The organism is Archangium gephyra (genome assembly GCF_049060025.1).
Classification (GTDB): domain Bacteria; phylum Myxococcota; class Myxococcia; order Myxococcales; family Myxococcaceae; genus Archangium; species Archangium gephyra_A.
The window spans coordinates 8056118-8077772 of sequence record NZ_JBMEQQ010000002.1; the positions used below are offsets into that span (position 1 = coordinate 8056118).

17 protein-coding genes and 1 pseudogene are annotated in these 21655 nt (G+C 68.7%); all 18 read left to right on the forward strand.

Going from position 1 to position 21655, the window contains the following annotated elements; translation table 11 throughout:
• Positions 1-260 precede the first annotated feature (260 nt).
• Positions 261-965, forward strand: a complete 705-nt coding sequence (locus tag ACN28I_RS35400; RefSeq protein ID WP_420946315.1) for a GTP-binding protein — start codon at positions 261-263, stop codon at positions 963-965.
• Positions 966-1045: 80 nt separating this feature from the next.
• Positions 1046-1834 (forward strand): annotated as a pseudogene (locus ACN28I_RS35405) (PocR ligand-binding domain-containing protein); the annotation flags it as partial.
• Positions 1835-2084: 250 nt separating this feature from the next.
• Positions 2085-2459 (forward strand): sensor histidine kinase, encoded by a 375-nt coding sequence (locus tag ACN28I_RS35410; RefSeq protein WP_420948781.1) that lies wholly within the window; start codon positions 2085-2087, stop codon positions 2457-2459.
• Positions 2460-4126: 1667 nt separating this feature from the next.
• Positions 4127-4597 carry an NUDIX hydrolase gene (locus tag ACN28I_RS35415; protein WP_420948782.1) on the forward strand — a complete coding sequence of 157 codons (471 nt, stop codon included), beginning with the start codon at positions 4127-4129 and terminating at the stop codon, positions 4595-4597.
• Positions 4598-4652: 55 nt separating this feature from the next.
• The gene (thiL, locus tag ACN28I_RS35420) at positions 4653-5633 is read left to right on the forward strand and encodes a thiamine-phosphate kinase (RefSeq protein ID WP_420946316.1); all 981 of its coding nucleotides are present in this window, start codon (positions 4653-4655) and stop codon (positions 5631-5633) included.
• A 47-nt stretch (positions 5634-5680) separates the two neighbouring features.
• A complete protein-coding gene (locus ACN28I_RS35425) occupies positions 5681-7042 on the forward strand; it encodes a methyl-accepting chemotaxis protein (protein ID WP_420946317.1) in 1362 nt (453 codons plus the stop codon).
• Positions 7043-7099: 57 nt separating this feature from the next.
• Positions 7100-7528, forward strand: a complete 429-nt coding sequence (locus ACN28I_RS35430) for a chemotaxis protein CheW (RefSeq protein ID WP_420946318.1) — start codon at positions 7100-7102, stop codon at positions 7526-7528.
• Between the two features lie 72 nt (positions 7529-7600).
• Positions 7601-7969, forward strand: coding sequence for a response regulator (locus ACN28I_RS35435; protein ID WP_043412942.1), 369 nt, complete (start codon positions 7601-7603; stop codon positions 7967-7969).
• A 55-nt stretch (positions 7970-8024) separates the two neighbouring features.
• Complete coding sequence (locus tag ACN28I_RS35440; RefSeq protein WP_420946319.1) at positions 8025-10118, forward strand: chemotaxis protein CheA; 2094 nt, start codon at positions 8025-8027, stop codon at positions 10116-10118.
• Positions 10115-10711, forward strand: a complete 597-nt coding sequence (locus tag ACN28I_RS35445; RefSeq protein WP_420946320.1) for a chemotaxis protein CheC — start codon at positions 10115-10117, stop codon at positions 10709-10711. Before ACN28I_RS35440 ends, ACN28I_RS35445 begins: the two co-directional genes overlap by 4 nt.
• A gap of 106 nt (positions 10712-10817) precedes the next feature.
• Positions 10818-11234 (forward strand): hypothetical protein, encoded by a 417-nt coding sequence (locus ACN28I_RS35450; protein ID WP_420946321.1) that lies wholly within the window; start codon positions 10818-10820, stop codon positions 11232-11234.
• A gap of 326 nt (positions 11235-11560) precedes the next feature.
• Positions 11561-13024, forward strand: coding sequence for an alpha-amylase family glycosyl hydrolase (locus ACN28I_RS35455; RefSeq protein ID WP_420946322.1), 1464 nt, complete (start codon positions 11561-11563; stop codon positions 13022-13024).
• A 33-nt stretch (positions 13025-13057) separates the two neighbouring features.
• The gene (locus ACN28I_RS35460; RefSeq protein ID WP_420946323.1) at positions 13058-14152 is read left to right on the forward strand and encodes an ABC transporter ATP-binding protein; all 1095 of its coding nucleotides are present in this window, start codon (positions 13058-13060) and stop codon (positions 14150-14152) included.
• Between the two features lie 29 nt (positions 14153-14181).
• Entirely contained in the window at positions 14182-15411 is a 1230-nt protein-coding gene (locus tag ACN28I_RS35465; RefSeq protein ID WP_420946324.1) for an extracellular solute-binding protein, read from the forward strand.
• A gap of 8 nt (positions 15412-15419) precedes the next feature.
• Positions 15420-17471: a carbohydrate ABC transporter permease gene (locus tag ACN28I_RS35470; protein WP_420946325.1), complete on the forward strand. Its 2052-nt coding sequence runs from the start codon at positions 15420-15422 to the stop codon at positions 17469-17471.
• Positions 17471-18349 (forward strand): sugar ABC transporter permease, encoded by an 879-nt coding sequence (locus tag ACN28I_RS35475; RefSeq protein ID WP_420946326.1) that lies wholly within the window; start codon positions 17471-17473, stop codon positions 18347-18349. Before ACN28I_RS35470 ends, ACN28I_RS35475 begins: the two co-directional genes overlap by 1 nt.
• A gap of 45 nt (positions 18350-18394) precedes the next feature.
• Positions 18395-19237, forward strand: coding sequence for a glucodextranase DOMON-like domain-containing protein (locus ACN28I_RS35480; protein WP_420946327.1), 843 nt, complete (start codon positions 18395-18397; stop codon positions 19235-19237).
• A gap of 110 nt (positions 19238-19347) precedes the next feature.
• A complete protein-coding gene (locus ACN28I_RS35485; RefSeq protein ID WP_420946328.1) occupies positions 19348-21582 on the forward strand; it encodes a hypothetical protein in 2235 nt (744 codons plus the stop codon).
• The last annotated feature ends 73 nt before the right edge of the window (positions 21583-21655 follow it).

Sequence of the window (21655 nt, forward strand, 5' to 3'; positions counted from 1 at the left end):
CTAACCGCTTCACCGGTGCCCATGCACGCTCTGGGTGCGGCGCACATTTCCCCCCACGGGGGGAGAGCCGGACTTTTCCAAACTGCGCATGGGCTCCCGGCATTCCAAGGCCGCCCGCTCCCGCCTCATCCGGGGGTTTTCGCACGGGTATGGTGGGGGGCGGCTTTCAATGCTGAACACCTTTCACTATAAAAAACCGTCCGCCTGGGGCGGGTTGGCCCACCCTTCCCCCTCCCTCTCGGCAGCCTGAGCTTCCGCACGTGCAACTCAACCACGCCCAGCGCGAACTCACCCTGAAGATCGTCTACTACGGCCCAGGGCTGAGTGGGAAGACGACGAACCTGCGTGCCATCCACGCGCGGGCCCGGCCGGAGGCTCGCGGCCGGTTGCTCAGCGTGGAGACGCACGAGGATCGTACGCTCTTCTTCGATTTGCTTCCGGTGTTCTTCACCAGCAGCACGGGCTTCAAGGTGAAGCTCAAGCTCTTCACGGTGCCGGGACAGGTGGTGCATGACGCCACCCGGCGCGTGGTGCTGCAGAACGCCGACGCGGTGGCCTTCATCGCCGACAGCCGCCGCAGCGCCTCCGCGGAGAACAACGCCTACTGGCGCAAGCTCCGCTCCAACATGAGGGAAATCGGTCTGGACGCGACGCAGGTACCGGTGGTCATCCAGTTCAACAAGCGCGACCTGCCGGATGCGCAGACGGACGCGGAGCTGGAAGAGGCGCGCAAGAAGGGCGGGGAGCCGGTGGTGGGGGCCGTGGCCTTGAGGGGCGAGGGCGTGATGGAGACGTTGCACGCGCTGCTGCAGGCGGCGTGGCGCAACCTGGACGAGCGGATGCGCCTGGCGCGCAACATCGGCCTGACGGAGAAGGAATTCCTCACCCACATCTTTCAGCAGATGGACCTGACGGGCACGACCCTCGAGTCCCTCTATCCGTCTTCAGCAGGGAGGCCGCGATGAGCGCCGACAAACCAGGCGCCGCGGGCAGCGCGCCAGAGCACGCCGGGTCGGTGCTCCAGCGAAAGCCGTCGTTGGTGGACATGTTGGACCCGCTCACCTTCGGGGACGTGGTGGAGAGCCTCGGGGAGCTGTACCGGGTGGGCATCCGCGTGCTGGACGAGCGGGGCCGGACGCTGGCGGACGCCAAGGGGGACACCGGGGACTTCTGCGGCTTCGTGAACACCACGGCGCAGGGCCGGGCGCGCAGCGCGGCGCTGGTGGCGCGGTTGCACGAGGGCCCGCTGACCCCCACGCAGGGCGCGCAGGCGCTGCCCGGGCCGGGGCCGCTGGGTGGGGAGTTGCTGGCGCAGCCGTGCTTCACGGGCCTGCGCTACCTGGTGATGCCGGTGCAGTGGGACGGGGACGTGCTGGGGCGCGTCGTCTTCGGGCCATACGCGCCGGAGGAGCTGACGGACGTGCCCGCGTCGCTGGCCGAGGTGGAGGGGCTGGACGTGCAGCGGGCGCGCGAGCTGCTGGCGCACGTGGGGCGGCTGTCCGAGCACCGGGTGGCGAAGATGCTGGCGCACGTGGCCCACGTGCTGGCGGCGCTGCTGGCGGCCGGTCAGAAGTCCTATCTGACGGGGCAGCTTCACCTCGAGGCGATGCTGGAGACGCAGAGGGATCTGGAGTCGCAGAACGCGCAGCTCCTGCGGCTCAACCAGCGGCTGAAGGAGGCGGACCGCATCAAGTCGAGCTTCCTGGGGACGGTGAGCCACGAGCTGCGCACGCCGCTGTCGTCCATCATCGGCTACTCGGAGATGCTGGCCGAGGGGCTGGTGGGCGGGCTGAACGCGGAGCAGATGCAGTTCGTGCGCACCATCATGGAGAAGGGCAACACGCTGCTCAAGCTCATCGCCTCCATCCTGGACATGAGCCAGATCGAAGCGGGCAAGGTGCGGCTCGCCTTCGAGTGGGTGGACGTGCAGGAGTTGGTGGAGAAGCTCGCTGACGAGCGTGCTGCCGCAGGCGCAGCGCAAGGGCCTGACGGTGAAGGTGCAGTGGCCGGAGGTGACGCAGCCGAGGGTGGTGGCGGACCGGGAGAAGCTGAGGCAGGTGGTGGTGAACCTGCTGGCCAACGCGGTGAAGTTCACGCCGGGCGGTGGGCAGGTGGAGGTGCGGCTGTCGGAGCACGGCAAGCAGAAGGATCTGGGCGTGGAGGGCTACCGCATCGAGGTGGAGGACACGGGGGTGGGCATCCCGTTGGATCAGCGCGAGCGCATCTTCCAGAGCTTCTACCAGGTGGACGACAGCCCGACGCGCGAGTACGGCGGAGCGGGGTTGGGGCTGGCGATCGTGAAGAGCTACGTGGAAGGGCACGGCGGGCAGGTGTCGGTGACGAGCGAGGTGGGCCAGGGCTCGTGCTTCCGGGTGGTGATGCCGATCGAGCCGCCGTTGTCGGGACAGGGTCCGGCGTACATTCCGCCGCCGATCGACACGGATCCCGATCGCTTCTGAGCGCCAACAACCGCGCGTCAGAACCCCCGTGACCCTCCGCGGAACTGCTGGAGCTGAGCCGCGCACTGTGTCGGACGGGACAGGTATGTTCGGTTGACCTCCCCGCTTGGGAGTGCTTCCAGGAGGCGCGAACGATGAAGGCTCGCCAGTGGGCGCTGTGGCTCGCCCTGGCCGTGCTGTCCACGGGCTGTACGTCGTTGACGCCACCGCCTGGCAGGGGGACTCACCTGCGCTACACGGCGGATGGGCCCGCCGCGCCCGCGTGGGCGCAAGGCGCGGAGGAGGGGAGTGCGTTGGAGCCCGAGCCCCCACGGCGGCTGCACCGTCGCCGCGGCGCCCAGGAGGCCGTCACGGTGGCGAGCCCGGGCATCGCGGCGGGCACGGCCAGGGATGCGCATTCCCGAGAGAGCGGGGAGCCCGCGCGGTGGAGCGCCATGGCGGCGCACCTGGCGTTTCTCGGTGCCCTGGGCGAGGTGTCCGCCTCCACCCGCCACATCTCCTCGGAACTCTCCAGACTCGGGAAGAGCTACCAGGGCCTCGCTGGCGCGGGCAACGGCATCTTCGTCGACTACCTGGACTACGCCGAGCGGCAACGGCGGTGGATTGACGCCGAGCTGGCCGCCGCCACCCGGCTGGCCACCGCCGCCTCGCAGGTGGATGCGCCGGACATGCAGCTCGCACTGCTGCGCCTGGCCGGCCCACGGCTGGAGGCCGCGATGATGGGCTCCCTTCTGCTGGCTGTCTGGTTCGACTTACTCCACCTCTCCGATGAGGTGCTCGCCCGGCGCCGCTACAGCGTGGAGCGGCTGTACATGGACATGGATCGCTTCCAGAAGATGCTCGAGCCCGCCATGACGGCGCTCTCCTCCCTGGAGCCAGGGCAGGTGGAGGCCGCGGTGGAAGACATGCCCGCCCTGGTGGGCCACCTCACCGGCGAGTTCGATGCACTCCGTGAGTCCGTGCGCAGAGGGGCGGAGAACCTCCAGAAGATGCTGGTGCTCAAGGAGTCCATCGAGGCGATCACCACGCTGTCGGTGCTGAAGTTCACGCTGCCCGCTCTGCGCGCGGCGGCTCCCGTCACGCTGGGCATGGGCTTCATGGTGGGGTCCAACGGCGTGATGATGGGCACACGCATGGTCGTCTCCGCCGAGTGGGTGGAGATGATGCAACGGCTGGTTCGGGCGGGCGTCCTCTCACTTCCCGCCGTCAGCGCCTGGGTGCGGATACAGGCCGGCCAGGTGATGATGGCGCAGGCCCACGACGAGCTGCCGAGGGGCGTGCGCGAGGCGCTCGGCGACGGGCCCGAGGTGAGGGGGATGCGGGTGACGGGTAAAGCCGGGGCCGGCATGGCCGAGCCGCCGCAGCACCACGTGCTGCCGCGAGAGTTCCGCGAGTGGTTCGAGAAGCGCGGCTTCACCGGGGACCTGAGCATCGATCAGTTCTGCGTCAGGCTGGAGCAGGCAACCCATCAGGCCATCCATGGAGGTGGCAACTGGCGCCTGGGTCGCATGTGGCCCGGCGAATGGAACCAGATGATCATGAGCCAGTTGCGCGACGCCGAGATGTTGGCCGGACGGATGTTGACGCGAAACGAGATCCTGGAAAGAGTCGCGTTCCAAATGAAGCGCTACGAGCTTCCCGATGAACTTCTCTCCCTGGAGAGGGTGATGGCCGAGGGACGTTCCTGGCAGGGCAACTGGAAGGTGCGCCTGTACGAGCGGGTCCGCGAGCGGGGTTACGATTCGCTCACCGCCTTCGCCGAGGCTCGTCCTACCACCTCGCTGGTAGCGCTGGCCGAGGAGCTTGGCGCAGAGGACATCAACGCCGTGCAGGTGTTCAGCGGGTTGGTGGCCGAGGCGGAGCGGAGCCATCGGCTGACGCGGTTGACGCGTGGACAGTTGGTGCGCGAGCTGTCCGAAGGTCTCCCCAACGGCTGGCCGGGCGTGCTGGATGACGCCAACCGTTTCGAGGTCGCCATGGCGCTTAGTTCATGGATTGCCTACACCCCTGTAACTCATCAGGACCGAGCAAGGCAGGTCAGCGTCGCGCTACTCGCCACGCCACCGCCTCCCGGCTGGCGCCCGCTCGGCCCCGACGACGAGCTGCTGCGCACGCTCCTGCCTGACGATACTGTCTAGAGCCACACACTCTCCCCCTGGGAGAGGGCGGGGGTGAGGGTCTACCCTGCGTCCCGTGAGCAAACAGGCCGCGGGCGAATTCACCCTCATCGACCTCTTCCTCTCCCACTTCCCGAGGGCGCGAGTGCCCGTGGGCCCGGGAGACGACTGCGCCGTGCTGTCCCCCTCGAAGGGCGCGCAGTGCATCACGACGGACGCCGTGGTGGAGGACGTGCACTTCACGCGGGCCTGGTTCTCACCGGAGGACATCGGCCACAAGGCGTTGGCGGTGAACCTGTCGGACCTGGCGTCGATGGGCGCGGTGCCGCGCTGGTTCGTGTGCGCGCTGGCCCTCCCGCGGGACTTCCCGCGCCGGGAGCTGTCCGGCATCGCGAAGGGCATGAGCACCCTCGCCCGCCAACACGCCATCACCCTGGTGGGTGGCAACTTCACCTCCGCGCGCGAAGTCTCCATCACCCTCACGGCGGCGGGAGAGCTGCTTCCGGGCACCGCGCCCATCACCCGCGCGGGAGGCCAACCCGGGGACGTGCTGTACGTCTCGGGTACGCTGGGGGACGCGCGGCTGGGGCTGCAACAGCTCCAGTCGGGCCTGCGGCGCTCGGCGGCCATCCTCCGCCAGAAGCGTCCGGTGCCGAGGGTGGGGCTGGGCCGGCTCGCCGCGCGCTTCGCCTCGGCGGGGTTGGATCTCTCCGATGGCCTCGCGCAGGATCTCGGGCACCTGTGCACCGCCTCGGGCGTGAGCGCCGAGCTGGAGCTCGAGCGCCTGCCCCTCTCCCGGGCGGTGCGCGCTTCACTGGGCGCCGAGGGAGCGCTCGCGGGCGGTGAGGACTACGAGCTGCTCCTCGCGGTCCCACCTGAGCGCACCCCCGCCTTCGAACGGGCCTGTCTCCGAGTGGAGGAGCCCGTCACGCGCATCGGCCGGCTCGTGCCGGGACACGCGGGACTCATCCGTGACGCATCGGGACGAAGCCTGCGCCTGCCCGCTGGCTTCGACCACTTCCGAGGAGGCGGGCGGATTGACCGTTCCGGACGGTAGGGCTAAACCCGTGCATCGTTGTCGCTGTCCCCCAAAAAAGCGAAACCGTGCGCCGCCCTCTCCGCGACGATCCATCTCCCGGCCTCACCCCCCGCCGTGATCCCGTGCAGCGGCTGCTGCGTACTGTCGAGCAGCCCGGCACGGGGGGGCACGAGGTCTCCCTGCAGCTCAAGATCCTCACCGGCTACCTGATGCTGGGGTGCGTGCTGACGGCGGCGCTCCTCATCTCGGAGACGCTGCTGGATTTCTGGTGGCGCATCGGCATGGCGCTGGGCCTGACGTTGGCGCTGTCGCTGTCCCTGCCGCGCTACCTGGCACGCGTGACGCGCGTCCGGGTGCTCTCGCGCTCGGCCTTCGAAATCTCCCAGGGTGACCTGTCCAAGCCGCTGGTGGTCGAGCCGCCGCGCGCCCTGCGCCGCGACGAAATCGACGAGCTGGCGATGGCCATCCGCCGCATGCAGGAGAACCTGCGCGAGCTGGTGGGCAAGATCCAGGACACCGCCAAGAGCGTGGCGGACACGGCCAAGGACCTGCAGGGCTCGGCGGAGAACGTCAACGCGACCAACGAAGAGGTGGGCTTGTCCATGGACAAGATCGCCCAGGGCGCCGAGACGCAGTCGCAGCTCGTCGGCAAGACGTCCAAGGTGATTACCGAGATGGCCGGCAGCATCCAGCGCACCGCGGCGAGCGCCGAGGACGCGGCCCGCACCGCCGCCGAGACGAGCAGCGCGGCGGAGAACGGCAGCAAGGCGGCGCTGCTGGCCGGCGAGAAGGTGAAGAAGGTCTTCAATCGGATTGAAGCGGCGAGCCAGCAGGTGTTCGCCTTCGGCGAGAAGACGCAGGAGATCTCGAAGATCGTCGACGCCATCACCCAGGTGGCGCAGCAGACGAACCTGCTGGCGCTCAACGCCACCATCGAGGCGGCGCGCGCGGGCGAGTATGGCCGCGGCTTCGCGGTGGTGGCCGACGAGGTGCGCAAGCTGGCCGAGAGCGCGGGCCGCTCGGCGGAGCAGATCTCCCGGCTGGCCCGGGACATCTCCGGCCAGTCCACCTCCGTGGTGAGCGCCATGAAGGAGGGCATCGAGGAGCTGGCCGAGGGCCGTGAGGACATCACCGGCATCGTCCGCTCCATGAGCGCCATCACCGACACGGTGCGCAAGGTGGCCGAGAAGGTGCACCTCATCTCCGAGAGCGCCCGCGAGCAGCTCAAGGGCAGCCAGGAGATGGTCAACGCCACCGAGGAGATCTCCCTGGTGGCCCGCAACAACGCGGCCTCCACCGAGGCCATCCAGGCCGTCATCCAGGAGCAGACGGACGCCATGGTGCGGATGACCTCGCTGGCCAGCGAGCTGACCAACCTCTCCATCGAGCTGCAGAGCGTGGTGCGCAGCTTCCGGCTGAACGCCTGAGTGCCCACTTCCACGAATTTCCCCGAACCCCTGACTTGCTGATAGAAAGTCGTCTCTGTGCGGCACGTCATCATCCGGGTGGAGAAGGAACGCTACGGGCTGCCGCTGGCCGCGGTGAAGGAAGTGGTGGTGCCCCCGGAGCGCTTTACCCGGGTGCCCCGGGCGCCGGCGGCGGTGACGGGGGTGATGAACCTGCGCGGGCGGGTGGTGACGGTGGTGGAGCTGCGCCAGTTGTTGGGCCTGCCGGATGGGCCCACCCCACCGGGCCGGGTGGTGTTGTTGGAGCGCGGGCGGCGGGACATCGGCCTGTTGGTGACGGATGTGGATGGAATCGAGGAGGTGGAGCGGGTGAGCGCGGCACCGGGCAAGGCGGTACCGGCCGTGCGAGGGGTGGCTCGATTGAAGGGCCTGGCAGTGACGGTGTTGGATCCAGAGGGACTGGATTCCGCGGTGGTTGGACTCTTCACCGCGGTTCAACAGAAGTGAGTAGCCGCCTGAAATGGGCGGATGGTAGTGTCCGCGGCCCTCTCGGGGCCTTTCGCGGAGGCGGAGCTGCACATGGCTAAGCGGGTGCTGGTCGTCGACGATGCCATCTTCATGCGCAACATGATCAAGGACATCTTCGCGTCCGGCGGTTTCGAGGTCGTCGGAGAGGCGGCCAACGGACTGGAGGCCGTGGAGAAGTACAAGGATCTCAAGCCGGATCTCACCACGATGGACATCGTCATGCCGTTCAAGAGCGGCATCGAGGCCACGCGGGAGATCATCAAGTATGACGCCAACGCGGTCGTCATCATGTGCTCGGCGCTGGGCCAGGAGAGCCTGGTGATGGAGGCCATCGAGGCGGGTGCCTCGGACTTCATCGTGAAGCCGTTCCGGGCCGAGGACGTGCTGGCCGTCGTGAAGAAGGTCCTGGGCGAGGGCTGACGCCCCGTCCTGATTCGAGCGTGCAGGGAGCTGCCGTGCGCCACCGAGGCCGGACATGACGATGGACATGTCCCGCTACCTCGGCCTGTTCCTGACCGAGGCGAGCGAGCACCTGGAGGGGCTGGGCAGGGATCTCGTGCAGCTCGAGCGCGAGGGAGCCCCCGCCGTGGTGGACTCCATGTTCCGCCACGCCCACTCGGTGAAGGGCATGGCCTCCTCGATGGGCTTCGAGTCCATCGCCGTGGTGGCCCACCGGGTGGAAGACCTGGTGGACGCCATCCGCCAGGACCCGGCCAAGCTCGAGCGCTCGCTGGTGGACCTGCTGCTGTCGGCCACCGACGTGATGCTCGCCCAGGTGCGCTCCGTGGCGGACAGCAAGCCGCCGGATGATGCCTCGGCGCTGCTCGGCCTGCTGGCGGACAAGGTGTGTGTCGTCACCGGCCGTACGCCCGGCGCCACGCGGGTCATCAACAAGGCGACGGCCAGTGCCGCTGCCCCCGTGCCCGCTCCGCTGACCGCCGCCGCGCGCGTGGCGCCCGAGCCCTCCGAGGCCGCGCCGCCACCTCCTGCCCCTGTCTCCGCCCCCGCTCCGGCCCCCGAGGCCCGGGTGGCCGCGGTGGTCCCGGCGGAAGGGGAGACGGCTCCGAGGACGGCGGCGCGCTGGGCGGTGCGGCTGCGCGTCGCCCCCAACTGTCAGACGCCGGGTGTGCGCGCCTTCCTGGTGCACAAGCGGTTGACGGGCCTGGGCACGCTGCACGGCCTGCAGCCCCCGCTGGAGGACCTCAAGGCCGGCCGCATTCCCGAGGGCAACATCCAGGCGGAGCTGGAGACGGCCGAGGGCGAGGAGGGCATCCGCAAGGCGCTGCGCAACGTGGCGGAGGTGGAGCTCGTCTCGCTGAAGCCCGCGGTGGTGGCGCCGCCGCCCGCGCCCGTCCCGGTGGCCCCGGGCCCCGGGCCCGCCGAGGCCCCGCGCGCTTCCTCCGGGACGGACACGACGCGCACGGTGCGCGTGCGCACGGAGCTGCTGGACTACTTCCTGGACACCGTGGGCGAGCTGCTGCTGGCCACCGCGCGCCTGCGCGAGCTGGGCAAGGTGCTGCCGGAGAACTCGCGGCCCCCCATCGAGGAGGGCGTCTACCGCCTGCAGGCGCTGGTGAAGGACCTGCACGACAAGGTGATGAGCGCGCGCATGACGCCGCTGTCGCTCATCACCGACCGGCTGCCCCGCGCGGCGCGCGACATCGCCCGGCGCCGCGAGCGCGAGGTGGACCTGGTGATTACCGGCGCGGAGATCGAGCTGGACCGGGCCATCCTCGACGAGCTGGCGGATCCGCTGCTGCACCTGCTGCGCAACTGCATCGACCACGGCCTGGAGTCGCCGGAGGAGCGGGTGGCGGCGGGCAAGGGGGCGCGCGGACGCGTGCTGGTGTCGGTGCGGCGCGCGCGCGACCGCGTGGTGCTGGAGATGGAGGACGACGGCCGCGGCATGAACGCGGCGAACCTGAAGGCGGCGGCGGTGGCTCGCGGCGCCCTCAGCGCGGAGGCCGCGGCGCGGATGACGGACCGCGAGGCCTTCCTGCTCGCGTGCCTGCCGGGCGTGTCCACCGCCAAGGACGTGTCGGAGATCTCCGGCCGCGGCGTGGGCATGGACGCGGTGAAGCGGGTGGTGGAGAACGTGGGCGGGACGCTCGAGATTGAAAGCGAGCTGGGCCGCGGTACGCGCTTCACGCTGCGGCTGCCGCTGACGGTGGCGGTGGTGCACCTGCTGCTGGTGGCGGTGGGGGACGAGGTCTTCGGCCTGCCCATCGCCAAGGTGGTGGGGGCGATGGAGGCGGACGGCGAGAAGCTGGACCGCAGCCGGGAGATGCCGCTGCTGCCGCACGGGCAGGGGCTGTTGCCGGTGTACGGGCTGGACGAGCTGACGGGTGTCCAGGCGCCGCCGCGCAAGGGCGTCCGGCCCTTCGTGGTGATGGAAGGGGACGCGGGACGGGTCGCGCTCGCGGTGGATAGATTGGTGGGGCAGGAAGAGGCGGTGCTCAAGCCGCTGTCCCGTCCTCTGGACTTGCTGCCGGGCCTCTCAGGGGTGACCATCCTGGGAAGTGGCCGCCCGGTCTTCATCCTGGATGTGCCGAGGTTACTGTCCGCGTGAGCCCTTCTCCGAGCGACATTCAGTTGGATGCCCTGCGCGAGGTGGCCAACATCGGCTGCGGGCACGCCGTCAACGCGCTCGCGCGGCTGGTGGGTGGCCGCACGGTGAACCTGTCCGTGCCGCGCGCCGTGCTGGCGGCGGCCGCGGAGGTGGCGGAGCTGCTGGGCGGCGGTGAGGCGCCCGTGGTGGCGGCGAAGCTGGGCATGGAGGGACAGCTTCGCGGGGTGCTGCTGCTGGTGCTGCCCCGCGAGGACAGCGCCGCGCTGGAGTCGCTGCTGCTCCGGCGCCAGGACGCACCGGCCGAGGAGCGCGAGAGCGCGCTGTCGGAGGCGGCCAACATCGTGGCGAGCGCGTGCCTGTCCGCCATCGGAACGCTGACGGGCTGGAGGCTGCTGCCCACCGTGCCGGAGCTGGTGCGGGGCACTGCGGGCCTGGTGGTGTCGCGCGCGGTGGCCGAGGCGCAGGGCGGCGATCGCATGGTGGTGCTGGAGACGCGCTTCTCCGCGGTGGGTGCGCCCGCGGTGTCGGGCCAGGTGCTGCTGGTGCTCGAGCGAGAGAGCTCCAAGGCCCTGCTCGCCCGCCTCGGCGTGTAGAGCAACCGGGCAGCCGTTCCTCCCGTCTTTGCTTGCGGCCCCCCCGGGCTCTCTCCACCTTCCCCGAGGGGCGTCACTTCACGCGCCCCCGGGGGGGCAGGCGGGCATGAGGAAAATCGTCTGGGGCGCGCTGCTGGGCGCGGTGGTGCTCGCGGGTTGCAAGACGGACAGCACGGTGGCGATGCGCAGCGGCTCGGGCAGCGAGGGCCCCGTCGCGAAGAATCCCTACTCGCTCGAGCGGGGCTTCACCTTGAAGGGCAAGGTCACCGGGGAGTACTCGGACGTGCTCGTCATCGAGGACAAGTGGGGCAGGCCGCGCTACCTGCGCATCACGGACCAGACGCGCTACTACCAGGAAGGTAAGCAGATCGGCCGCGAGTTCCTCGCGCCCGGCTCCACCGTGCGTGCCTCCTTCGCCAACAACGACACCGAGATGGTGGCCCGCGAAATCACCGTCGTGGAGGACGTGGGCAAGGCAGATCCCGTCCAGCTTCCGGACCGCACCAACACCACCCCGTATTGAGCCGGAAATGGCGCGCCGTGTCATTCCTCCACGCGGAGCATGACGGCGCGTGCACGCGCGGCGCGCTTTACGTGAAAAAGACAGGTGAACCTCGGGGATTCACGGGAGATTGGTGACATCCCAAGTGGGGAGGTTCACTTTCCAAAGCGGGTGTGAAAAAGTCCCGCGCAATGGTTGATTCGTCGCCTCGTCTCCCCCAGGCCAGACGCGCGAACATTCGTCATCCGCTCGCCACCTCCCTGTTGCTCTTCCCGCTGGCGCTCGCGGGCTGCGCTCACCCGCAGCCGCGAGCCCCCCGGGAGACCACCTCGGAGGTAAGCACGAGTGTGCCCCCTCCGGCCGCGCCCGAGGCAGCCGCTCCCGCGCCCGCCGCGGTGGCCGCTCCCGAGGCTCCCGCGCGCCGTTGGGCCGACGAGGTTCTCTACTTCGTGGTGCTGGACCGGTTCGCCGACGGCGATGCGGCCAACAACCTCAAGGTGGACAAGAAGGCCCCGGGCGCCTTCCACGGCGGAGACTTCAAGGGCCTGCGCGAGCAGCTCGACGAGCTGTCCTCGCTGGGTGTGACGGCGCTGTGGATGACCCCGGTGGTGAAGAACATCGACGGCTTCGTCACCGGCGCCGGCTTCCCGGACTGGGGCTACCACGGCTACTGGGCCGATGACTTCCAGCAGTTGGATCCGCGCTTCGGCTCCGAGCAGGAGTTCAAGGCGCTGGTGGACGCGTGCCACCAGCGGGGCATCCGCGTGCTGCTGGACGTGGTCTACAACCACCCCGGCTACAACTCGCGCTACCTCAAGGCGCCCGAGACGAAGGGCTGGCTGCGCTCGGAGGAGCTGGGCACCTGCGGCCAGGATGACGTGACGAGCTGCGTGTCCGGCCTGCCCGACTTCAAGACGGAGCAGCCCGAGGTGGCGAAGTACCTGCTCGACGCGCAGATCGCCTGGGGCAAGCGCTCGGGCGTGGACGGCTTCCGCCTGGACACGGTGAAGCACGTCGACCATCCCTTCTGGCAGGAGCACCGCCGCCGCACGCGCGAGGAGCTGGGCAAGGACTTCTTCCTGCTCGGCGAGGTGTGGGGCGGGGACCGCGAGTCGCTGGACCCCTGGTTCGTCAACGACGAGATGGATGCCGGCTTCGACTTCGGCTTCCAGGGCAACGCGCTCGCGTGGGCGCTGGGGCGCGGGCGCACGGTGGCCTTCGACGCCTACCTCCGCTCGCGGCACAAGGTGCGCAAGGGCTACCACCTGTCGCACTTCCTGTCCTCGCACGACGTGCCCGGCCTGCTCTTCCAGCTCCAGGGCGACAAGCCGCGCTTCCGGCTCGCGGCGGCGCTGCAGCTCACCACCTCCGGCATCCCCGTCATCTACTACGGCGAGGAAGTGGGCCGTCCCGGCGGTGACTGGCCCGCCAACCGCAGCGACATGCCCTGGGGCGAGCGCGCCGTGCAGCCTGGCGCGGGCTTGCCTCGGGACGAGTCCCTGCGAGACTTCTACCGCAAGCTCATCGCCGTGCGCCGTGCCCACCCCGCGCTCTCGCGTGGCACCCACAAGGGGCTCGCCACCGACGGCGACGTCTACACCTTCCTCCGGCACGACGCGGAGTCCGGTGACGCGGTGGTGGTGGCGGTGAATCGCGGTGAGAAGAAGGCGTCCGCTTCGTTCCCCTGGCCCGAGGCCTGGAGCGGTGCGGACGCGGAAGATCTGCTCGACGGGGGGCGCCTGACGGCTGCTCCGACGATGGACGTCACCGTCGAGCCGCTGTCCGTCCGCATCCTGGGACGGGCGCGATGAACTGGATGCAATCCCGAGTGGGGAGAGCCTGAGATGGCCGGAGTCGTTTTCAAGAATGTCGCCAAGCGGTACGGAGACGTGTCCGTCATCGAGGGGTTGAACCTCGATATCCGCGACCATGAGTTCATGGTGCTGGTGGGCCCCTCGGGCTGTGGCAAGTCCACGGCGTTGCGGATGATCGCCGGCCTGGAGGAGATCACCGGCGGCAACCTCTCCATCGGCGAGCGCGTCGTGAACGAGCTGCCGCCGAAGGATCGCGACGTCGCGATGGTCTTCCAGAACTATGCGCTCTACCCGCATATGACCATCCGGGAGAACCTCGAGTTCGGCCTGAAAATCCGCAAGACGCCCAAGCCGGAGATGGACCGTCTGGTGAACGAGGCCGCGGAGATTCTCGGCATCACCCACCTGCTGGAGCGCAAGCCCAAGCAGCTCTCCGGTGGCCAGCGTCAGCGCGTGGCGCTCGGGCGCGCCATCGTGCGCAAGCCGGCCGTGTTCCTCTTCGACGAGCCGCTCTCCAACCTCGACGCCAAGCTGCGCGTGCAGATGCGCTCGGAGATCAAGAAGCTCCAGCAGCGCCTCGGCGTCACCTCGGTCTACGTGACGCACGATCAGATCGAGGCCATGACGATGGGCCACCGCATCGCGGTGATGAAGGACGGCAAGCTGCAGCAGCTCGGCACCCCGCTGGAGGTGTACGAGCGCCCGGCCAACGTCTTCGTGGCCCAGTTCATCGGCTCGCCGCCCATGAGCTTCACCTCCGCCACGCTCTCGGCCAATGGCGAGGGGCTCGAGGGGGACGGCTTCAAGCTGCCCGTTCCCCAGAGCCTGCGCCCGGTGACGGCGGGCAAGGGCGGCCGCAAGCTGAAGGTCGGCATCCGCCCCGACAACATCATCTCCCCCTCGGCCACCGCCCGCGGTGAAACGGCTCCGCTGGAGGTGAAGGTGGAGCTCGTCGAGCCGCTCGGCAACGAGATCATCGTCCACTCCCGCCTCGCCGAGAACTCGCTGGTCTTCCGGCTCCCGCCCCAGCACACTCCCGAGACCGGTGCGAAGATGGCGGTGGTCATCGAGTTGGAGTCGCTGCACCTCTTCGACGCCGAAACCGAACAACGTCTGTCCGTCTAGTCGACTCCCACCCCTCAGGAGCTCCCGACATGAAGAACCTGCGATTGATGATCGCGGCCATGGCTCTGTCCGCCTTCGGCCTGCTGTCCACGCCCGCCTCCGCGCAGCCCAAGGAAATCGTCCTGTGGCACGGCTACCGCGCCGAGGAGAAGGCCGCGCTGGAGAAGGTGATCGGCCAGTTCAACGCCGCCCATGCCTCCAAGGGCATCCAGGTGAAGACGCTCGCCGTTCCGTACGACGCCTACGCGGACAAGATTTCCGCCACGGTGCCGCGCGGCAAGGGCCCCGACCTCTTCATCTTCGCCCAGGACCGCCTGGGCGGGTGGATCGAGGCCGGCAACACGGTGGAGCCCATCGACTTCTACCTGGATGACGCCACCCGCAAGCGCTTCATCCCCACCACGATGGAGGCGATGACCTACCGCGGCACCGTCTACGGCCTGCCGCTCAACTACAAGGTCGTCACGCTCATCTACGACAAGAAGCTCGTGCCCACCCCGCCCAAGACGAGCGGCGAGCTGGTGGCCATGGCCAAGAAGCTCACTGACAAGAAGGCGGGCCGCTTCGGGCTGGCCTACTCGTACGGCGACTTCTACTACCACTCGGCGCTGATGAACGGCTTCGGCGGCGGCGTGTTCGGCCCGGGCACCACGCCCACCCTCAACTCGCCGGCGAACGTGAAGTCGGTGGAGCTGATGATGAAGTGGGCGGAGAAGGACGGCATCATGCCCGCCGAGCCCTCCACCGCGCTCATCACCTCGCTCTTCAACGACGGCAAGGCGGGCATGGTGTTCTCCGGCCCCTGGTTCCTCGGGGAGATCGCCAAGGGCGTGGACTACGGCCTGGCCCCGCTGCCCACGCTGGACGAGGCCGGTGGCAAGCCCATGCGCCCGTGGATGACGGTGGAGGGCGTGTACGTCTCCGCTCCGTCGCAGAACAAGGACGCCGCCTTCGAGGTGGCGAAGTTCCTCACCAGCACCGAGGCCGCCAAGGTGCTCGCGCTGGAGGGCCGCCAGAGCCCCGCCAACCAGTCCGTGTACTCCGACGCCAAGGTCTCCGGCGACGCGCAGCTCAAGGCGTTCCGCGACCAGGTCGAGGTGGCGGTGCCGATGCCCAACGTGCCGGAGATGACGATGGTCTGGTCGCCGGCCACCTCGGCGATGAACGGCATCCTCAAGAAGGCTTCCACCCCCAAGGCCGCGCTGGACGTGGCCCAGAAGGCAGTGGCCAAGGACGTGGCCGGCCTTCGCAAGAAGTGAGGCACTGAGTGAGCAAGACGGCCCCACAGCGTCCCGGCGGTCCCCCCGCCGTCCCCCCGCCCGGCGAATTCGCCGAGACCCTCCACAGCGCGGGCAGTCCCTCGGGAGCTCCCCAGGGCCGTGCACCGCACCGCGTGCGGGTGCTCGTGGGGCTGTCCCTCGCCCTCGGTCTGTCCCTCGTGCTCGCCCAGGGCCTGTTGGCCAAGACCCTGGAGACCATCTCCACCGAGCGCGCGGACCGGCAGGCCTTCGTGTCCCTGCGTGCGCTGGAGGACCTGGTCCAGCGCGCCGGGGGCAAGGGTGACTCCGTGCGCGCCGTGGTGTCCGCCTGGCAGCAGCAGCTTCCGGCGGGCAGCGCGGTGCGCGTGATTGCCTTCTCGGGCATCCAGCTCGAGGCCTCCACCTTCCCCGAGGATCAGGGGGAGGAGAAGGCCGCGCCGCGCCGGCTGTCGCGCGAGGAGAAGCCCCTCTACGACCGGGGCCAGCGGCTGCGCGCCGCGGTCGAGACGAACCGCGAGGAGGGCACCGCGCGCAAGCTGGAGGTGGAGGCCGAGGCGCTGCCCAACGGTGGCCGCCTGCTGAGCGCGCCGGTGGAGGTGGACGGCGCGGTGGTGGGCATGGTGGAGCTGGCCACGCCGCCGCTGAAGGCGCCGCTCAACCCCAGCACGGGCGCGCTGCTGCTGTGGTTGCTGATGCCGTTGGCGGTGTGCGCGGGCGCTTCCTTCGTGGTGCGCAAGCAGGGCCTGCTCGTCCTCGCCTCGGTGGTGGCGCTCGCGGTGGGCGTGGGCGGTTATGCCTCCTACTCGCTGGGCATGCTGGACGCCCAGGTGCGCGAGACGCAGACGCTCGTGGCCGGGCAGCTTCGCGCCATGGCGGAGCGGGCCCAGACGGTGGTGGCCGGGCAGCAGCTCGCGGCCGAGCCGGCTCTGCAGCCCGGCAACTGGGACGCGGATCAGTTCCGCCGTCCGCTCGGGCTCGTCACCCCCGCGGGGGCGGTGAACGAGGCGGCGGTGACGGCGCGCGTGGCCGAGCTGCGCACGGGCGCGGGCAAGGCCCTGGGTGGCCTGGGCGCGCTGTCGCTCGCCGTGCTGCTCTTCATCGGTATGGGCGGCCTGGCCCGCACGGTGGAGACGGTGGTGGAGAACCGCACCGCGTACGCCTACATCGCTCCGGCGATGGTGGGCATGGTGGTGCTCGTCTTCTTCCCGTTCTTCTACGGCATCACCCTGTCCTTCACCGACTCCAACCTCTACAACACGGGGCAGTCGCTGACGGACATCTGGGTGGGCCTGCGCAACTACGCGGAGATTCTCGGCGACTTCAGCATCGCCAAGCGCGCGAGCGACGGCTCCATCGTCTTCAACTACCTCAACTTCTACTACACGCTCTTCTTCACCGTGGTGTGGACGGTCACCAACGTGACCATCGGCGTGACGGTGGGCCTGGTGCTGGCCCTCATCCTCAACGTGCAGGGGCTGGCGCTGCGCCCGGTGTACCGCGTGCTGCTCATCCTCCCCTGGGCCATGCCCAACTACATCACCGCGCTCATCTGGAAGGGCATGTTCCACCAGCAGTTCGGCGTGGTGAACCACCTCATCCGCATGTTCGGCGGCCAGGGTCTCGCCTGGTACGACACGCCCGTCAGCTCCTTCTTCACGGTGCTGGCCACCAACGGCTGGTTGAGCTTCCCCTTCATGATGGTGGTGTCGCTCGGCGCGCTCACCTCCATTCCCGCCGAGCTCTATGAGGCCGCGCGCGTGGACGGCGCCTCGCGCTGGCAGCAGTTCACGGCCATCACGCTGCCCTCGCTCAAGCCCGCGCTCGTCCCGGCCGTCATCCTGTCGGTGGTGTGGACCTTCAACCAGTTCAACGTCATCTTCCTGGTGACCGAGGGCGAGCCGAGCAACTCGACCGAAATCCTCATCACCCAGGCGTACAAGTACGCCTTCCAGCGCTACCGCTACGGCTACGCGGCGGCGTACTCCACTGTCATCTTCGGCATCCTGCTGCTCTACAGCGTGGTGCAGAACCGCGTGTCCCGCGCCACGGAGGCCGCCTGATGTTCTCGCGCCGCGAAGGGGTTCCCCACTGGCCGCTGCACCTGCTGCTGGCGGTCTTCACCCTCTTCACCCTCTACCCCATCCTCTGGGTCATCACGATCGCCCTCTCGGGCAAGCAGAGCCTGGCCATCACCACGCTGCCCGAGTCCCCGACGATGATGGACCGCGTCCGGGCCGTCACGCCGTGGCCGGAGACGCTGTCGTTCTCCAACTTCAGCTCGGTGATGACGGATCAGCCCTTCGGCCACTGGTTGCTCAACAGCGCCATCATCGCGCTGGGCACCACGGTGGTGGGCGTCTTCCTGGCCTGCACCGCCGCCTACGCCTTCAGCCGCTTCAAGTTCACCGGCCAGCGCGCGGGCATGATGGCCTTCCTCGTGTCCCAGATGTTCCCGGGCACGCTGATGCTCATCCCCCTCTACATCATCCTGGTGCAGTGGCTGGGCCTGGGCAGCTCGCGCATCGGCCTCATCATCGTCTACGCCACCACCTCCATCCCCTTCAGCGTGTGGATGCTCAAGGGCTACTTCGACACCATCCCGAAGGAGCTCGAGGAGGCGGCCGTCATGGAGGGCGCCTCGGCGGGGAAGATCTTCTGGACCATCATCCTGCCGCTGGCCAAGCCGGCCGTGGCCGTCACGGCGCTCTTCTCCTTCATGACGGCGTGGAACGAGTTCATCCTCGCCGCCACCTTCATGGACCAGGAGACGATGTACACGGCGCCCGTGGGCCTGCGCTTCTTCGTGGGCGGCTTCTCCCAGCAGTGGGGCTACTTCGCCGCCGGCTCCATCATCGTGTCCATCCCGGTGGTGGTCCTCTTCCTCTTCCTCCAGAAATACCTCGTCTCCGGCCTCACCGCCGGTAGCGTCAAGGGGTAGTCCGCAGCTCCCTCAGCGCAGTTCCCTCAACCAGGAGCCATTGCAATGAAGACCTCCCGTTTCGCAGTGCTGTCGCTGGCCGCCGCCCTCCTGGGCGCTCCCGCCTTCGCCGCTGACAAGGTGTCCTTCAAGGACCCCACCGGTGACGACAACGGTCCCGGCACCTACAAGTACCCGACCGACACCGTGTACAAGCGCGGCTCGTTCGACCTGACGGACTTCACCTTCGAGAAGAAGGGCACCAAGGCCGACATCACCCTGGGCTTCAACACCACGCTCGAGGACCCCTGGAAGATGGGCTCGGGCTTCTCCGTGCAGATGGCCTTCATCTTCATCGACACGGACGGCAAGGAGGGCAGCGGCAACACCGACGCTCCTCCGGGCCTCAACGTGAAGTTCGCTCCCAACAACGGTTGGGAGAAGGTCATCGTCATCTCGCCGCAGAACTCCGCGCGCGTGAAGGCCGAGGCGGGCAACAAGGCCGCCGCCCTCAAGGACAGCATCCTCATCCCCACCCGCACCAAGGGCTCCGGCCGCAAGGTGCAGGCCACCGTGGACCTGGCCGGCCTCGAGGGTGATCCCTCGCAGTGGGGCTTCCAGGTGGTGGTGCAGTCCAACGAGGGCTTCCCCGCCGGCAATGACATGCTCACCCGCAAGGTGAACGAGTACGAGGGCCAGCACCGCTTCGGCGGCGGCAACGACGGCGACTGCGATCCGCACGCCATCGACGTGCTCGCCGGCCAGGGCAAGGGCGAGGCCTCCGAGGTCAAGGCCCAGCAGGAGATGCTGAGCTACGAGTGCGCCGAGGACGGCTCCGCGAAGAAGCCGGCCGTGCTGACGATGGTGGGCGGCACCGCCAGGCCGGCCGCGGCCCAGGAGCAGAAGTAGTCCTTCCCAGATTCCTGCCGGATGGTCGCGCGGGCGGTGATGAGCCGCCCGCGCCGGCAGCCAGGAAGCCCCCGCTTCCCGGTTCGGCTGCAAAAGAGAGGGGTATCACCATGAAGACGAAGTCCCTGCGGAAGGGCGCAGTCGCCCTCACCGCCGCTGCCACCCTGCTGCCCGCAACCGCCTCGCTCGCCCAGGAGGCTCCCAAGCTCCAGATTGGCGGTACCACCTACACCAAGTGGCTGTACGGCAACACGCGCCAGCAGGGCGCGATGTACAACTTCACCACCATCCCGGGTGAAGGCTCCGGTGACAACGGTATCGGCACCGAGCTCGAGCTCCTGCTCAACGCGCGGCTGTCCAGCGCCGTCGAGGTGCGTGGCCGCATCCACAGCCGCTTCAGCCAGAACTTCTGGTCGAACTTCGGCGGCTTCGGCGGCAACCCCAGCGGCCCCTGCATCAACGGCGACTGCGGTGAGTTCGACGCGCGCTCCAATCAGTACATCAAGCTGCGCGGCCTCGCCGTCACCCTGACGCCGGGCTACCTCGTCGACTCGGCGACCATCGGCGCCAACGACTTCGGCCAGTTCGACCCGTACGTCGTCGGCCGCATCCGCTACATCGACCGCGACAACGCCTACGGCGTGCTCGTCCAGGGCTCGGCGCTGGACCGGAAGCTGACGTACGACGTGGCCGGCATCTCCCTGCCCCGCCTCTGGGCCGGCCCCAACTACAAGACGGGCGCGTTCCACACCACGGACGCCTCCTACGTCTTCCAGACCAAGTACACCTTCAACGACATGTTCGACGTCGGCGGCATCTTCCAGTACGCCATCGACAACGAGCTGGAGACCGGCGACACCAACGTGGACAACGGCCGCAACCTCTTCCCGCGCTTCCGCAACGGCGTGGGCGGCGTGAAGGCCGGCTTCCACATGGGCTCCGTGCTGGACGTGCGCGGCTCGTTCTACCGCTCGTACATGCACGCGGAGGACACCAACTACTTCGGCACCGACGGAAATGATCCGCGCTGGGTGCCCAAGAGCTTCGGCATCAACGGCTACTCGCCGGTGCCCGCGGGCAGGCACGAGGACAACACCTGGAAGGTGGACCTCACGCTGAACGATCCGCTGGAGATCGGCCTGTCGCTCAACGCGCAGGCGTTCAGCATCGGCGCGGACTACGTGGCCGTCATGGCCGCCCGCCGCGAGTCGGACGTGCTGCTCACCGAGGGCCATGACGCCTCGTTCGCCTTCCCCGGTCCCAACAACGCCAAGTACGGCGTGTTCGCCGGCAACCCCTCCGCCATCGGCTACGGCGGCTGGACCAGCGAGACCCAGCAGGTGGCCACGCTCAACGTGGACAACGAGTTCACGGACTTCGACGAGCCCATGGCCGAGACGGCCATCGGCTGGAAGGGCCTGACCTTCAACCCCGTGTACAGCAACGGCGCGCTGGACCTCGCCGGTGAGTACTCGTTCATCACCTACAACACCAACTGGCAGGCGTGGGGCGACGACAACCGCTCCATCACCGACACCCAGTACCCGGGTGCGGAGCTGGACTCGGGCGTGCTGCACAACTTCCGCAGCGCCTACCAGCCCTTCCAGGAGAAGCAGACGCAGATCCTGGCCCTCAAGGCCCGCTACGTGCTGGACTTCGGCCGCGGCATCGACGTGTTCGGCAAGGTGAAGTACATCCACGACACCGACAAGCGCCTGAACGACAAGAAGTACCTGCCCTACCAGGACGGGGACTGCCCGGGCGGCGACGTGGCCTGCGCCGGCAACCGGCGCAACTACGGCACGGACGCCAACGGCAATCCGCTCTCCACCGCCGACTTCTACGGCAACCCGGGCCTCGTCACCCGCGATGGCGTCAGCGGCTACCAGTTCAAGCCCTTCGACGACATCTCCGATGACGACCGCGTGCTGAACTACACCAGCTTCAACCTCGGCGCCGGCTACCAGCTCACCGACGACCTGTACGCCTCGCTGAGCTACACCAAGTTCATGGCCGACCTGCAGGACGGCAACACGGCCTTCCAGTCGTACAACCTGCACCAGATGGTGTCGGGCAAGCACGACAAGAACCTGGTGTCCCTGAAGGCCAAGTACATCCTGGCCGGTGTGGAGTTCGGTCTCGAGGGCCAGTACCTCTTCGGTTCCTACACGCCTGAGTACGGCACGGGCTACCTGGCCCAGCAGGCCGACGAGAAGATCGCCAGTGACCACGGCGTGGCGGTGGGCTCGCTCGGCTTCACCAACCGCTACAACGGCTGGAACCCGCTGGACACGCGCTCCTTCGAGCACGTGCGCCTCAAGGCGTTCATGAAGGCGCAGTTCTAGTCGTTTCCGATGCAATCGGAAGGGGCCCGGCGCGCGGTGACGCCCGCCGGGCCCCTTCTCTTTTTTCAGCCCC